Annotated in this window: 13 protein-coding genes; 5 read left to right on the top strand and 8 right to left on the bottom strand. The window is 57.3% G+C overall.

Features of this window, described 5'->3' with window-relative positions:
* Positions 1-19: 19 nt before the first annotated feature.
* Positions 20-1,129 (bottom strand): high-affinity branched-chain amino acid ABC transporter substrate-binding protein LivK, encoded by a 1,110-nt coding sequence (livK, locus tag SK50_RS03170; RefSeq protein ID WP_023295547.1) that lies wholly within the window; start codon positions 1,127-1,129, stop codon positions 20-22.
* A gap of 424 nt (positions 1,130-1,553) precedes the next feature.
* Here livK and panM point away from each other — a divergent pair, with 424 nt between their 5' ends.
* On the top strand, positions 1,554-1,937 hold the full coding sequence (gene panM, locus SK50_RS03155) for an aspartate 1-decarboxylase autocleavage activator PanM (RefSeq protein WP_048229089.1): 384 nt from the start codon (positions 1,554-1,556) through the stop codon (positions 1,935-1,937).
* Positions 1,938-2,099: 162 nt separating this feature from the next.
* Here panM and livJ read toward each other — a convergent pair whose 3' ends face one another.
* The 6 genes from livJ to ftsY all read right to left on the bottom strand — a co-directional run bounded on the left by livJ (position 2,100) and on the right by ftsY (position 9,084).
* On the bottom strand, positions 2,100-3,200 hold the full coding sequence (gene livJ, locus SK50_RS03150) for a branched chain amino acid ABC transporter substrate-binding protein LivJ (protein WP_015571474.1): 1,101 nt from the start codon (positions 3,198-3,200) through the stop codon (positions 2,100-2,102).
* 197 nt (positions 3,201-3,397) lie between these two features.
* On the bottom strand, positions 3,398-4,663 hold the full coding sequence (locus SK50_RS03145) for a 4-aminobutyrate--2-oxoglutarate transaminase (protein ID WP_017693844.1): 1,266 nt from the start codon (positions 4,661-4,663) through the stop codon (positions 3,398-3,400).
* A 136-nt stretch (positions 4,664-4,799) separates the two neighbouring features.
* Positions 4,800-5,657: an RNA polymerase sigma factor RpoH gene (gene rpoH, locus SK50_RS03140; protein ID WP_000159624.1), complete on the bottom strand. Its 858-nt coding sequence runs from the start codon at positions 5,655-5,657 to the stop codon at positions 4,800-4,802.
* Positions 5,658-5,907: 250 nt separating this feature from the next.
* Positions 5,908-6,963, bottom strand: coding sequence for a permease-like cell division protein FtsX (ftsX, locus tag SK50_RS03135; RefSeq protein ID WP_017384126.1), 1,056 nt, complete (start codon positions 6,961-6,963; stop codon positions 5,908-5,910).
* Positions 6,956-7,621 (bottom strand): cell division ATP-binding protein FtsE, encoded by a 666-nt coding sequence (gene ftsE / locus SK50_RS03130; RefSeq protein WP_006812284.1) that lies wholly within the window; start codon positions 7,619-7,621, stop codon positions 6,956-6,958. The genes ftsX and ftsE overlap by 8 nt, the downstream gene beginning before the upstream one ends.
* A gap of 2 nt (positions 7,622-7,623) precedes the next feature.
* The gene (gene ftsY / locus SK50_RS03125; protein ID WP_045344702.1) at positions 7,624-9,084 is read right to left on the bottom strand and encodes a signal recognition particle-docking protein FtsY; all 1,461 of its coding nucleotides are present in this window, start codon (positions 9,082-9,084) and stop codon (positions 7,624-7,626) included.
* 127 nt (positions 9,085-9,211) lie between these two features.
* Here ftsY and rsmD point away from each other — a divergent pair, with 127 nt between their 5' ends.
* On the top strand, positions 9,212-9,814 hold the full coding sequence (gene rsmD / locus SK50_RS03120) for a 16S rRNA (guanine(966)-N(2))-methyltransferase (protein WP_045344701.1): 603 nt from the start codon (positions 9,212-9,214) through the stop codon (positions 9,812-9,814).
* On the top strand, positions 9,798-10,079 hold the full coding sequence (locus tag SK50_RS03115) for a DUF1145 family protein (protein WP_015571478.1): 282 nt from the start codon (positions 9,798-9,800) through the stop codon (positions 10,077-10,079). Before rsmD ends, SK50_RS03115 begins: the two co-directional genes overlap by 17 nt.
* 80 nt (positions 10,080-10,159) lie before the next feature.
* Here the strand turns inward: SK50_RS03115 and SK50_RS03110 are convergent, their stop codons facing one another.
* Entirely contained in the window at positions 10,160-10,519 is a 360-nt protein-coding gene (locus SK50_RS03110) for a DUF2500 domain-containing protein (RefSeq protein ID WP_032620984.1), read from the bottom strand.
* 129 nt (positions 10,520-10,648) lie between these two features.
* On the opposite strand from SK50_RS03110, the gene SK50_RS03105 reads away from it, so the two are divergent.
* Positions 10,649-11,275 carry a lysoplasmalogenase gene (locus tag SK50_RS03105; RefSeq protein WP_003861515.1) on the top strand — a complete coding sequence of 209 codons (627 nt, stop codon included), beginning with the start codon at positions 10,649-10,651 and terminating at the stop codon, positions 11,273-11,275.
* Between the two features lie 76 nt (positions 11,276-11,351).
* Positions 11,352-13,523, top strand: a complete 2,172-nt coding sequence (gene zntA, locus SK50_RS03100; RefSeq protein WP_045344700.1) for a Zn(II)/Cd(II)/Pb(II) translocating P-type ATPase ZntA — start codon at positions 11,352-11,354, stop codon at positions 13,521-13,523.
* Positions 13,524-13,549 lie beyond the last annotated feature (26 nt).

The raw sequence follows: 13,549 nt of genomic DNA, 5'->3' as shown, positions 1-13,549 counted from the left end.
GAGCCGGGCGGTGGGATGATTATTTGGCGACCGAGGAAGACCCGTCGGCGTGCCACTTAAAGACACCAAACTCAAATCCCTTCAGATCGCCTTTCTCATCCCAGTTCAGCGGCCCAATCACGGTGTTCGCCCCGTGTGCTTTTAAATCTTTCACCAGATCCAGCGGCTCTTTACTGCCGGTACGGTCCAGCGCGGTGGCCAGAGACTGCACGGCCGCGTAGGTGATCCAGACGTACGGACCGCTCGGATCTTTCTTCTGCGCCTTGAGCGCATCCACGATAGCCTTATTCGCCGGATCCTGGTCATAGCGTTTTGGCATCGTCACCAGCATGCCTTCGGCAGAATCGCCCGCGATGTTGGACAGGGAGGCATTACCGACGCCCTCTGGCCCCATAAACTGGGTTTTCAGGCCGGTGGCGCGCGCCTGGCGCAGCATCTGCCCCATTTCCGGGTAGTAGCCGCCGTAGTAAACGAAGTCGATATTCTCTTTTTGCAGGCGGGCGATCAGCGCGGAGAAGTCTTTCTCACCAGCGGTAATGCCGTCGAAGAAGACGATGTTTGCGCCGCCTTTTTTCAGGCCGTCCTGTACGGAACGCGCCAGGCCTTCGCCGTACTGCTGTTTATCATGAATGATGGCGATACGCTGCGGCTTAACGGTTTCGAGGATGTATTTGGCGGCGGTTGGCCCCTGAGAGGAGTCCAGACCGGCGGTACGCATGATGTGCTGGTAGCCGCGCTGGGTCAGTTCCGGGTTGGTGGCACCCGGGGTGATCATCAGAATGCCTTCGTCTTCGTAGATATCAGACGCAGGCTGCGTGGAGGAAGAACACAGGTGCCCGATGACGTACTGGATACCGTCGTTAACGATTTTGTTGGCGACCGCGACGGCCTGTTTAGGATCGCAGGCGTCGTCATACTCCACGCCTACCAGCTTGTCGCCTTTGATGCCGCCTTTGGCGTTGATATCTTTGATGGCCTGACGCGCGCCGTTGAACTCCATGTCACCCCACTGGGCAACAGGGCCGGACATCGCCCCCACTACCGCAACTTTAATGTCGTCTGCCATAGCGGCATGCGAGATCGACAGTGCGACCATCCCCGCGATTAACGTCTTCGCGTTCCTTTTCATCTCTGAATCCCCATTCGTGATGTCATGTTTATATTTTGTTTTATTATGGTTAAAAAGCATTCTGTACTTTTAATGAACAACGCTATTTTTACCAGTGCCCTTAATGGTTTAGCGCAGTTTTTTGTCAAAAACCAGACTAAAATCTCTATTTTTCAGGCGATTAAGCAAAGATAATATTCTGAAATCAGGCGGAGATAAACAAATAAAAGCGCGGTTTGCAGCATAAAATAACGGTACAAAGCGCCGAATAAATCACTGCCCTTCAGGTTAAAATTCTGCTTATTTTTCGATCCATGTGTTTTCAAACTGCCCATCGCGCTGCCAAAAAACTAATCACCTGGTAAATGGGAAGAAAAAGAGAAAGCGCCTGAGCAAATAAATTGAGTACACTGGCCTTACTCTTTTTGATTTGGACAAGCAGCTAATGAAACTGACTATCGTGCGTCTGGTGACCTTTAGCGACCAGGATCATATCGACCTGGGCAAGATCTGGCCGGAATATTCCCCTTCATCGCTGGCCGTCGATGAAAACCACCGCATCTATACCGCGCGTTTTAATGAACGTCTGCTGGCCGCCGTCCGCGTAACGCTGAGCGGCACGGAAGGGGCGCTGGATTCCCTGCGCGTGCGCGACGTGACCCGTCGTCGCGGGGTCGGGCAGTATTTGATTGAAGAGGTGATCCGCGAAAACCCGAGCGTAACCTCCTGGTGGATGGCCGACGTGGGCGTGGAGGATCGCGGCGTGATGGCGGCGTTTATGCAGGCGTTAGGGTTTACGGCGCAGGCGAACGGGTGGGAGAAGCGCTAAAAGAAAGCCGGGTGGCGGCTGCGAGGTGCTTATTGTAGGCCCGGTAAGCGAAGCGCCACCGGGCAAAAGAGGGCTGAGCGGCCTGATGCCCTCACCCCGGCCCTCTCCCACGGGGAGAGGGAGAAAACATTAAAAAAGGCAACTTGCGTTGCCTTTTTGCGTTTATTTTGCGTCTGTCGCCGTGCCGTTGGCATGCCAGTCAAACACGCCGAACTCGAAGCCCTTCAAATCGCCCTTCTCATCCCAGGACAGCGGCCCCATCACGGTTTCCACCGAGTTCGCTTTCAGCCAGGTGGCAATCTCCGCCGGATCGGCTGACTGGTTCAGGCCCGCTTGCAGAGACTGCAACGCTGCGTAGGTGGTCCAGACGAACGCACCACTTGGATCCTGTTTCTTCGCCTTGATGGCATCGACAACAGGTTTGTTCGCAGGCACCTGGTCGTAGTTCTTCGGTTTGGTCACCAGCAGCCCTTCAGCGGATTCACCCGCGATATTAGACAGGGAAACGTTCGCGACACCTTCTGGCCCCATGAACTGCGTCTTCAGACCCGCCGCACGCGCCTGGCGCAGGATCTGCCCCATTTCCGGGTGGTAGCCGCCGTAGTAAACGAAATCGATATTTTCTTTCTTCAGACGCGCGACCAGGGTCGAGAAGTCTTTCTCACCGGCGGTGATACCGTCAAAGAACACCACGTTGGCGTTCGCTTTTTTCAGGTTATCCTGCACCGCACGGGCCAGGCCTTCGCCGTACTGCTGTTTGTCATGAACAATCGCGATGCGCTGCGGCTTCACTTTTTCCACGATGTATTTCGCGGCGGTTGGCCCCTGATCGGAGTCCAGACCGGTGGTACGCAGGATCAGCTTATAGCCGCGCGCGGTCAGCTCTGGCGCCGTCGCGGCCGGCGTGATCATCAGAATGCCTTCGTCTTCGTAGATGTCAGACGCGGGCTGGGTGGAAGAGGAGCACAGGTGACCGATAACGTATTTGATCCCGTCGTTTACCACTTTGTTCGCCACCGCGACCGCCTGTTTCGGGTCACAGGCATCGTCATATTTTACGATTTGCAGCTTTTCGCCCTTGATGCCGCCCTTAGCATTAATGTCTGCAACCGCCTGTTCCGCGCCGGTAAATTCCTGGTCGCCGTACTGTGCTACCGGACCGGACATCGCGCCCACCACGGCCACTTTAATATCGGCCTGGGCCATAGTGCTGAATGCCAACGCGATACATCCTGCCAGTAACGCTTTACCCTTCATGTTCATCCTGAGATTCCCCATTATTATGGTTATAACGATTGTTGTGATGTTGTTGTGTAGCGCTTTATTTCAGTTATAGGCGTGCTGTTCGCGCTTTTTCAGCATACTCTGCTAAAACATACCCCATTTTTATGATTTTGGAATAGCTAATTTGAAATGAAAATATGATAAGCCCAACTGTCATTTCAGCCGGGCTTTTGGCTTTATCGTGTCAGCGAGGCGGAAATAATATCCAGCGCTTTACGGAACTGCACTTCGGGGATGGTGAGCGGGTAGAGGAAGCGAATAACGTTGCCGTAAACGCCGCAGCTCAAAAGCAGCAGCCCTTCGTTCAACGCGCGCTCCTGAACCTGACGGGTAAATTCGGGCGACGGCTGTCCGGTTTGCGGATCGGTAAATTCTACCGCCACCATCGAGCCCTGCCCACGGATATCGGCGATATACGGACAGCCATCCTTCGCTTTATTCAGCACCTCGACTAGATGATGCCCGAGATGCGCCGCGCGGGTGCAGAGATCGTCCTCGTCAATCACATCCAGCACCGCATGGGCCGCCGCAATCGCCAGCGGGTTACCCGCGTAGGTTCCGCCCAGCCCGCCCGGGGCGGGCGCATCCATCACCTCCGCCCGGCCAGAGACGGCAGAGAGCGGCATCCCGCCCGCCAGGCTTTTCGCCATGGTGATCAGATCGGGCTTCACGCAGTGGTTTTCCATGGAGAACAGCTTGCCGGTACGGGCGAAGCCGGTTTGCACTTCGTCGGCAATCAGTAAAATCCCGTGGGTATCGCACAGGGCACGCAGCGCCTGCATAAAATCAGCGGGCGCGACGTTGAACCCGCCCTCGCCCTGAACCGGTTCAATAATGATTGCCGCCACCTGATCGGGCGCGATATCGGCTTTGAAGATGCGCTCCAGGCTTTTTAGCGCTTCGGCGGTACTAACCCCGTGCAGGCTGTTGGGGAATTGCGCGTGGTACACCGAGCCGGGGAACGGGCCGAAGCCGAGCTTATAGGGCGCCACTTTGCCGGTCATCGCCATGGTCATAAAGGTACGGCCGTGGAACGCGCCGCCGAAGGTGATAATGCCGGGACGTCTGGTGTACGCGCGGGCGATTTTCACCGCGTTTTCGACCGCTTCCGCCCCCGTTGAGAAGAAGGCGGTTTTGGCTGGCCCCTCTATGGGTACGCGCTGGTTGATGCGCTCGGCAAGCGCCACATAACCTTCATAGGGGACGATTTGATAAGCGGTATGGGTAAAGGCGTGAAGCTGTTTTTCGATGGCGGCGATAACTTTAGGATGACGATGCCCGGTATTCAGCACGGCGATCCCGGCGGCAAAATCAATATACTCGTTACCTTCCACGTCCCACACCGTGGCGTTTTCGGCTTTATCGGCATAGAAGTTACACATGACGCCGATACCGCGCGGCGTCGCCTGTAAACGCCGGTCGTTCAGTTCGTTATTTTTCACCCTGTCACCCTCTGAAAGTCGCCTGCTTAGCGCATCAGTAAGTGTTTGCCAGGGGGAAGAAATTCGCCAGAGCGGGCGCTAAAAAAACAAAACCCCCGAATTTGCATTCGAGGGTTCTCGGTGTACTTCGCGGAAATTACGCTTCGATAGCGGCGCGAAGTTTTTTCATGGCGTTTTTCTCAAGCTGACGCACACGTTCAGCGGAGACGCCGTAGCGGTCGGCCAGTTCCTGCAACGTGGACTTGTTATCTTCGTCCAGCCAGCGGGCACGGATAATATCCTGGCTACGCTCGTCGAGGCCTTCCATCGCGAAGGTCAGCTTGTTCGCCGCCTGGTCTTCCCAGTTATCCTCTTCAATGCCGTCAGCAAAGTTAGAGGTTTTATCCTGTAGATACAGAACCGGGGCCATCGGCTGGCTGTCGGACGCGTCGTCGTCGGCAGACATATCAAACGTCATGTCCTGCGCGGCCATACGGGATTCCATCTCGCGGACGTCTTTGCTGGAAACGCCCAGCTCGCGCGCCACCATTTCCACTTCATCCTGATTGAACCAGCCCAGACGCTGCTTGGTTTTACGCAGGTTGAAGAACAGTTTGCGCTGCGCTTTCGTCGTGGCGACTTTCACAATACGCCAGTTACGCAGGACGTATTCGTGAATTTCCGCTTTGATCCAGTGCACGGCGAAGGAGACGAGTCGCACACCCACTTCCGGGTTAAAGCGACGTACCGCCTTCATCAGGCCAATGTTACCTTCCTGAATCAGGTCCGCCTGCGGCAGGCCGTAGCCCGCATAATTACGAGCAACGTGAACAACAAAGCGCAGGTGAGACAGGATCAGCGTTTTAGCTGCTTCCAGATCGCCCTGGTAATGCAGCTTTTCAGCAAGCTCCTTTTCTTCCTCAGCCGTTAACATCGGCCAAGTGTTCGCAGCCCGGATGTAAGATTCCAGGTTACCAACAGGGGCTAAAGCTAAAGTTTGCATTTCTTTGGTCATTCATTCCTCTCAATGTTTCTTCTGGTCCAGGTTGTCCCCGTCAGGCAACAACCATGCCAAAGCGTTTGAGCAACGAGATTAGCATTCACTCTTTTATCAGACAGTGATTTTATCCACAAGTTCCAGGTGCAACAGTGAATAAATTACGCACAAAATGTGACATGAAGATGATTACAGGGGAAGAGACAACAGGGACGCTTTCCCTGCAAGCGAACATCTCGGTGCAGGGAAAGATTATATCACGCTTTTATTAGTCGGGAGTAAAGTGGCGTAAATGTTGAACCGTTGCCAGCCATGCCGCCACCCAGCCGATCATGGAGCACACCAGCAGCAACAGCAGGCACTCATCGAACCCTAAGCCACTGATATCAAACTTAGTTCCGAAAACCTGCGCCACTTCAGTCACGGCAGACGACAGCCGCATCACCAAAATTTCTGACAATATCAATGAAAGAAATGCACCAGAAAAACCTAATAACGCGCCGCCGTAAAGGAACGGGCGGAGGATGAAACCATCCGTTGCGCCAATCAGTTTCTGCACGTTGATGGTATCGCGACGGGCGAAGATGCTCAGGCGCACGCTATTACCGATGACGAGGAACACCGCCGCCACCATCAGCACGCCGATCATCGCCGACACGCGTCCTACCAGCCCGGTCAGGGCGGCAAGACGGGCAAACCAGCTGTCGTCCATGCGCACTTCATCAATCCCGTTAATGCGGGTAATGCGGTCGCGCAGGGTGTTGAGCGAATCCGTGCCCTGGAAATCGAGTTTCGGGATCACCACCGCCACCGCGGGCAGCGGGTTCTCTTCAAGCATATCCAGCGCGCCGCCGAATCCGGACCAGTTGCGGAACTCACCCAGCGCTTCATCGCGGGAAAGATAGTTCACCTTCTCCACGCCCTGCTCGGCCTGAATCTGCCCCACCACCTGAGCCGCCGCGTTATCGTCGAGGGCTTTATCCAGATAAACGGTGATCTGCGGCGACGGATAGTACTGGGACGCCGCCTGGTTTACGTTTTTGTAAACCATGTAGCAGACGCTGGGCAGCGTCAGGGAGATGGCAATCACCATCACCGTCAGGAACGTCGCCAGCGGTTTGCTTTTCAGATCCTGCAACGCGCCCTGGAAGGCGTACCGCACCTGCTCGTTAAAGACGTTGGTTTTGCGGGAGTTCGGTTTCGGTGCCGCTTTGGCACGCTTAGGCGCATTGCGATTGCCGTCCCCGCCGCCCTGAGGCTTGCGGAAACGGTCAAACCGGTTGCTGAACTGCCGAATCTGGTTCATTGCATCACGCTTATTCACCGTGGCCTCCGTGCAAATGCCCGTCGCTCAGGGTCAGCATGCGGTACGAACGGCGGGAGATCAGCCCCATGTCGTGCGTCGCCATCAGTACCGTGACCCCCACGCGGTTAAATTCCTCAAACAGACGCAGGATCCCTTCAGAGAGAGCATCGTCCAGGTTACCGGTCGGTTCATCCGCCAGCAAAACGGCAGGCTTGTTCACTACCGCGCGGGCGATACCCACGCGCTGCTGCTCACCGCCGGAGAGCTGGATCGGGAAGTTCTTCGCTTTGTCCAGCAGCCCGACCTTATCCAGCGCCGCCGAAACGCGACGGCGGATATCATCGTAACTGGCGCCAGCAATAATCAGCGGGATCGCGACGTTATCGAAAACCGTGCGATCCATCAGCAGGTGGTGATCCTGGAAAATCATGCCAATCTGACGACGCAGGAACGGCACTTCACGGTTCTTAAGACGGCTAATTTCATGGCCGCTGAACCAGATTTTCCCGGCGCTTGGCCGCTCGATCCCACAGATCAGCTTGAGCAGGGTACTTTTCCCCGCGCCGGAATGGCCGGTCAGGAATGCCATCTCGCCTGGCTGGAGGTGGAATGTCACCCCCTGTAGCGCTTGTCTCCCGCCGAGATAGGCCTTGCTGACGTGTTCAAAGCGAATCATTGTTAGTCCTCTCGGGCAAATAGTGCCTCAATAAAGTCGTCCGCTTTAAACGGACGTAAATCCTCAATACGCTCGCCCACACCGATGTAACGGATAGGAATGCCGAACTGGTCGGCCACGGAGAAGATCACCCCGCCTTTCGCGGTCCCGTCCAGCTTGGTCAGCGCGATCCCGGTCAGTCCTACCGCTTCATGGAACAGTTTCGCCTGGCTGATGGCGTTCTGTCCGGTGCTGGCATCGATAGTCAGCATAATTTCATGCGGTGCATCTTCGTCCAGCTTCTTCATGACGCGAACGATTTTCTTCAGCTCTTCCATCAGGTGCGATTTGTTCTGCAAACGCCCTGCGGTATCCGCAATCAGCACGTCCACGTTACGCGACTTCGCCGCCTGGATGGCATCGAAAATCACGGACGCGGAATCCGCGCCGGTGTGCTGAGCAATAACCGGAATATTGTTGCGCTGGCCCCACACCTGAAGCTGTTCCACCGCTGCCGCACGGAAGGTATCGCCCGCCGCCAGCATCACCGATTTGCCCTGCTGCTCAAACTGGCGCGCCAGCTTGCCGATGGTGGTGGTTTTGCCCACGCCGTTGACGCCAACCATCAGGATAACAAACGGCATTTTGCCTTCAATATTAAGCGGTTCGTCAACTTTTGCGAGAATTTCACCCATCTCGTCTTTCAGCAGGCCGTACAGCGCCTCGGCGTCACGCAGCTGTTTGCGGCTCGCCCCTTCGGTCAGGTTGGCGATGATCTTCCGGGTGGTTTCCACGCCCACGTCCGCAATCAGCAGCTGCTCTTCCAGCTCCTCAAACAGATCGTCGTCGATCTTTTTGCCGCGGAACAGACTGATAAATCCGGAACCTAAGTTTTCTTTGGTTTTGAGCAGGCTGCGCTTCAGGCGCGCGAAGAAACCTTCTTTGGTCGGTTTTTCCTGCTCCTGAACGATCTCTTCTTCGGCCTGCTCTTCCACCGGCACGACGATGATCGCTTCTTCAGCCGCTTCCGCCGCCAGCGCCTGGGCTTCCAGCTCTTCGTCGGTCAACTCTGGCTCAAGGGCCGCTTCTTCTTCCACCGCCTCAACAATTTCAACGGTTTCCGCTTCGGCCTGCCACTCTTCGGCAGAAACCTCTTCAGCTTTCACCTCTTCCGGCAGCGGCAGCTCTTCGTGTTCGATAGTGGCCTGCGGCGCTTCGTTAAGGGTTTCAACGATAACCGGCTCTGGTTTTTCGCTCTCCTGAACCTGTTCAGTAACCTCAACCACCTCTTCGGCAAAGGATTCAATCTCTTCTTTGCTGTGGGCTGGCTCTTCCGCTTCGACAACCGCAGCGGTTTCGACAGGCGTTTCAGGCTGTGACGGCTCTTCTACAACCTGCTGTTCTTCGGTTTTCTGTTCTGTTTCTTGCTCTTTTTCACCGAAACCCAACCAGGAAAAGAAGCCACGTTTTTTTTGTTTTGCCATCTGCGACTACACTCCTCGCGGCGCTATATACAGGGAAGCTAAAAAAATGATGAAATAGTCTAACACTTTACTTAATTGACATCACCGCCCGCAATCGCAGGGCAATGGTTAACAGAGCTTTCCTGAGATGAAGAAACCCACCCGCGCCCCGGCCGGTCAAATTCGCATTATCGGCGGTCAGTGGCGAGGCCGGAAATTACCGGTGCCGGACAGCCCCGGTTTACGCCCCACCACGGACCGCGTTCGCGAGACGCTGTTTAACTGGCTCGCCCCGTCTATGGTAGACGCCAACTGCCTGGACTGCTTCGCCGGAAGCGGTGCATTGGGGCTGGAAGCGCTGTCGCGTTATGCCGCCAGCGCCACGCTGCTGGAGATGGAGCGCGGCGTCGCGCAGACGTTGCAGCAAAATCTGGCTACGCTGAAGGCAACCAACGCGAAAGTGGTGAATACCAACACGCTGAGCTTCCTCGCCCAACAGGGGACGCCGTACAACGTGGTGTTTGTTGACCCGCCGTTCCGTAAAGGGCTGCTGGAAGAGACATTATCGTTGCTGGAAAAAAATGGCTGGCTGGCAGACGACGCGCTGATTTACGTTGAAAGCGAAGTGGAAAATGGCCTGCCGCCCGTTCCCGTTCACTGGGATCTGCACCGCGAGAAGGTCGCCGGCCAGGTGGCTTATCGTCTGTATCACCGTCAGGCACAAGGAGGATCCGATGCCAGTACTGATTAACGTAGGGCGCGTACTGATGCTGGGCGTCTGGGCATTTTTGATTTTGAATCTGGTGCACCCGTTCCCGCGTCCGCTGAATATCTTTATTAACGTGGCGCTGATTTTTACCGCGTTCATGCATGCCTTGCAGATGGTGATGCTGAAAAACGGTCTGCCTAAAGATGGCCCACCGATGACCGGCTGGCAGCAGCTGCGGGTGTTTATTTTCGGCGTGTTTGAGCTGCTGGTGTGGATGAAGAAGTTTAAGGCGCAGGTGAAGAAGTAAGGTGCGCTATTGCCCGGTGGCGCGCAGCGATCCGGGCCTACGTAACCCCGTAGGCCGGGCAAACGCAGTGCCGCCCGGCATTACTGCTCAGGTGTAAAACCTTCAAACCGCGACCCTTTGTAACTCAGCGTGCCTTTCTCCCCCACCGTCAGCTGGTGGTACTGCTGCGCCTCCAGGCGGAAGGTCATCTCCAGCCCGCCGGTTTCCGGCTTAAAGCTCGCTTCATAGCGCATCGTTGTGCCCGCTGGCGTCACCTGCTGCTGGCGGGAGCGGCGGTCGTTAAGCGGCTTCTCACGCTTGTTCGTCACCACCACGCGCTTTTGCATCAGCGGCGCGGCGTCGTTGTCCGCCTTTTCGCGGCGCTGCTGCACGAAGCGAAACGAGGCGGCAATGACGATAATCGCCACCACGATAATGAAAAACAGCGGCATCTTGCTCATTGAAAAATCCCATCAGATTATGCGGAATTCAGGATACCTCGCCTGCCCCGGCATTGCCAAACGCCCGCTCGCGTCACTACACTGGATCAGGAACTGATCATTCAGCCTCAACAGTTACAGGGAGTTAATATGCTTTGGTCATTTATCGCTGTCTGTTTTTCCGCATGGCTTTACGTCGATGCGTCTTACCGTGGCCCAGCCTGGCAGCGCTGGTTGTTTAAACCCGTCACGCTATTACTCCTGCTGTTGCTTGCCTGGCAGGCCCCGATGTTTAACGCCGTTAGCTATCTTGTCCTCGCGGGGCTGTGTGCTTCCCTGATTGGCGATGCCTTAACCCTGCTGCCGCGCCAGCGCCTGCTGTACGCCGTGGGGGCATTCTTCCTGTCGCATCTGCTCTATACCATCTACTTTGCCAGCCAGATGACGCTCTCCTTCTTCTGGCCGCTGCCGCTGGTGCTGCTGGTGATTGGCGCCCTGCTGATCGCGGTGATCTGGTCGCGTCTGGAAGAGATGCGTCTCCCGGTCTGTACGTTTATCGCCATGACGCTGGTGATGGTGTGGCTGGCGGGCGAGCTGTGGTTCTTCCGTCCGACCGCTCCGGCAATGTCTGCGTTCTTCGGTGCCGCACTGTTGCTGTTGGGTAATATCGTCTGGCTGGGCAGCCACTATCGCCGCCGCTTCCGTGCGGATAATGCGATTTCCGCCGCCTGTTACTTTGCCGGACACTTCCTGATTGTGCGTTCGCTGTATATCTAAATAACGCTTGACTCTGGAGTCGACTCCAGAGTGTATGCTGCGGTTAATGAGAAAATTATCATTACCGGAGACTGCCATGTCGACTCCAGAAATACCTAAAAAAGTTCCCCAATTCTCGGCACTTAAGCTCAGCCCGGTTCCGCCAAAAGAGGACTGCTGCTGCGAGGGCGCGTGCGAAACCCGGACCGAAGCGCTGCCTGAAAACGGCAATCACTACAGCTGGGTGGTCAACGGCATGGACTGCGCGGCCTGCGCCCGCAAAGTGGAAAATGCAGTGAAGCAGGTGCCGGGTGTGAACCACGTTCAGGTGCTGTTCGCTACCGAAAAGCTGCTGGTCAGCGCCGAAAACGACGTCAGCAGACAGGTTGAAGCCGCCGTCAGCAAAGCGGGTTATACCCTGCGCAGCGAAACGGCGCCCGCAGAAAAAACCTCTCCCCTGAAAGAAAACCTGCCCCTTATCACCCTCATCATCATGATGGCCCTGAGCTGGGGGCTGGAGCAAATCAACCACCCGTTCGGCAACCTGGCGTTTATCGCCACCACGCTGGTTGGCCTGTTCCCGATTGCGCGTCAGGCGCTGCGTCTGATGAGAAGCGGCAGCTGGTTTGCCATCGAAACGCTGATGAGCGTGGCGGCCATCGGCGCGCTGTTTATTGGCGCGACGGCGGAAGCGGCGATGGTGCTGCTGCTGTTCTTAATTGGCGAACGCCTTGAGGGCTGGGCGGCGAGCCGGGCGCGTAAAGGGGTGAGCGCGCTGATGGCGCTGAAGCCGGAAACCGCCACGCGGGTTAATGGAGGCAAACGTGAAACAGTCGCCATCAACACCCTGCGCCCGGGCGACGTGATTGAAGTGCCCGCAGGCGGACGTCTGCCAGCCGATGGGACCCTCGTTACCGCCACCGCGAGCTTTGACGAAAGCGCCCTGACCGGGGAATCCATTCCGGTGGAGCGTGCGGCAGGCGAAAAGGTGCCTGCGGGCGCCACCAGCGTCGATCGGCTGGTGCAGCTCACCGTGCTTTCTGAACCGGGCGACAGCGCCATCGACCGTATCCTAAAGTTGATTGAAGAGGCCGAGGAGCGCCGCGCGCCCGTCGAGCGGTTCATCGACCGCTTCAGCCGGATTTACACCCCCGCCATCATGCTGGTGGCGCTGCTGGTCACCGTCGTCCCGCCACTGTTCTTCGGCGCGCCGTGGGAGGGCTGGATTTACAAAGGGCTGACGCTGCTGCTGATCGGCTGTCCGTGTGCGCTGGTGATCTCCACCCCGGCGGCGATTACCTCAGGGCTGGCGGCGGCGGCACGGCGCGGGGCGTTGATTAAGGGCGGCGCGGCGCTGGAACAGCTGAGCCGGGTCCAGCACATCGCCTTCGATAAAACCGGCACGCTGACCGTCGGCAAGCCGCAGGTGACCGGCGTGTATCCGCAGGACATCAGTGAAGACGCCCTGCTGACGCTGGCCGCTGCCGTGGAGCAGGGCTCCACCCACCCTCTGGCGCAGGCGATTGTGCGTGAAGCGAAGGGGCGCGGGCTGACCATCCCTCCGGCAACCGCCCAGCGAGCGCTGGTCGGGTCAGGGATTGAGGCTGTGGTCGAAGGCAAAAAAGTGCTGATCGCCGCGGCAGGCGCGTTCCCGAATCCACAGGTTGAGGCATTAGAGCAGGCCGGGCAGACGGTCGTTGCCGTGATGCAGGACGGTGTACCGATGGGCATGCTGGCGCTGCGCGACACCCTGCGTGACGATGCGAAAGACGCCGTCGACGCGCTGCACAGGCTGGGGGTACAGGGCGTGATCCTGACCGGTGATAACCCGCGTGCGGCGGCGGCGATTGCCGGCGAGCTGGGGCTGGAGTTTAAGGCCGGATTGTTGCCTGCGGATAAAGTCAGCGCGGTAACCGAGCTGAACGGTCATGCCCCGCTGGCGATGGTCGGGGACGGGATAAACGATGCCCCGGCAATGAAGGCTTCCACCATCGGCATTGCGATGGGCAGCGGTACCGACGTGGCGCTGGAGACCGCCGACGCGGCGCTGACGCACAACCGCCTGACCGGGCTGGCGCAGATGATAGATCTTGCGCGGGCGACGCGGGCCAATATTCGGCAGAACATCGGCATTGCGCTGGGTCTGAAGGGGATTTTCCTGGTCACCACGCTGCTCGGCATGACCGGACTGTGGCTGGCGGTACTGGCGGATACGGGGGCGACGGTGCTGGTTACGGCGAACGCGTTGCGGCTGTTGCGCCGTCGGTAAAAATGCCCGGTGGCGGCTACGCCTTA

The sequence above is a fragment of the Enterobacter sp. BWH64 genome, from assembly GCF_001037645.1.
Taxonomy (GTDB): domain Bacteria; phylum Pseudomonadota; class Gammaproteobacteria; order Enterobacterales; family Enterobacteriaceae; genus Enterobacter; species Enterobacter hormaechei_C.
This window is presented reverse-complemented; position numbering and strand designations above follow the sequence as displayed.

Coding starts and splice junctions, on each gene's coding strand:
- ftsY (WP_045344702.1), bottom strand. CDS start 9,084: ATGGCAAAACAAAAAAAACGTGGCTTCTTTTCCTGGTTGGGTTTCGGT.
- SK50_RS03110 (WP_032620984.1), bottom strand. CDS start 10,519: ATGAGCAAGATGCCGCTGTTTTTCATTATCGTGGTGGCGATTATCGTC.
- livK (WP_023295547.1), bottom strand. CDS start 1,129: ATGAAAAGGAACGCGAAGACGTTAATCGCGGGGATGGTCGCACTGTCG.
- ftsE (WP_006812284.1), bottom strand. CDS start 7,621: ATGATTCGCTTTGAACACGTCAGCAAGGCCTATCTCGGCGGGAGACAA.
- rpoH (WP_000159624.1), bottom strand. CDS start 5,657: ATGACCAAAGAAATGCAAACTTTAGCTTTAGCCCCTGTTGGTAACCTG.
- SK50_RS03115 (WP_015571478.1), top strand. CDS start 9,798: ATGCCAGTACTGATTAACGTAGGGCGCGTACTGATGCTGGGCGTCTGG.
- zntA (WP_045344700.1), top strand. CDS start 11,352: ATGTCGACTCCAGAAATACCTAAAAAAGTTCCCCAATTCTCGGCACTT.
- panM (WP_048229089.1), top strand. CDS start 1,554: ATGAAACTGACTATCGTGCGTCTGGTGACCTTTAGCGACCAGGATCAT.
- SK50_RS03105 (WP_003861515.1), top strand. CDS start 10,649: ATGCTTTGGTCATTTATCGCTGTCTGTTTTTCCGCATGGCTTTACGTC.
- livJ (WP_015571474.1), bottom strand. CDS start 3,200: ATGAACATGAAGGGTAAAGCGTTACTGGCAGGATGTATCGCGTTGGCA.
- rsmD (WP_045344701.1), top strand. CDS start 9,212: ATGAAGAAACCCACCCGCGCCCCGGCCGGTCAAATTCGCATTATCGGC.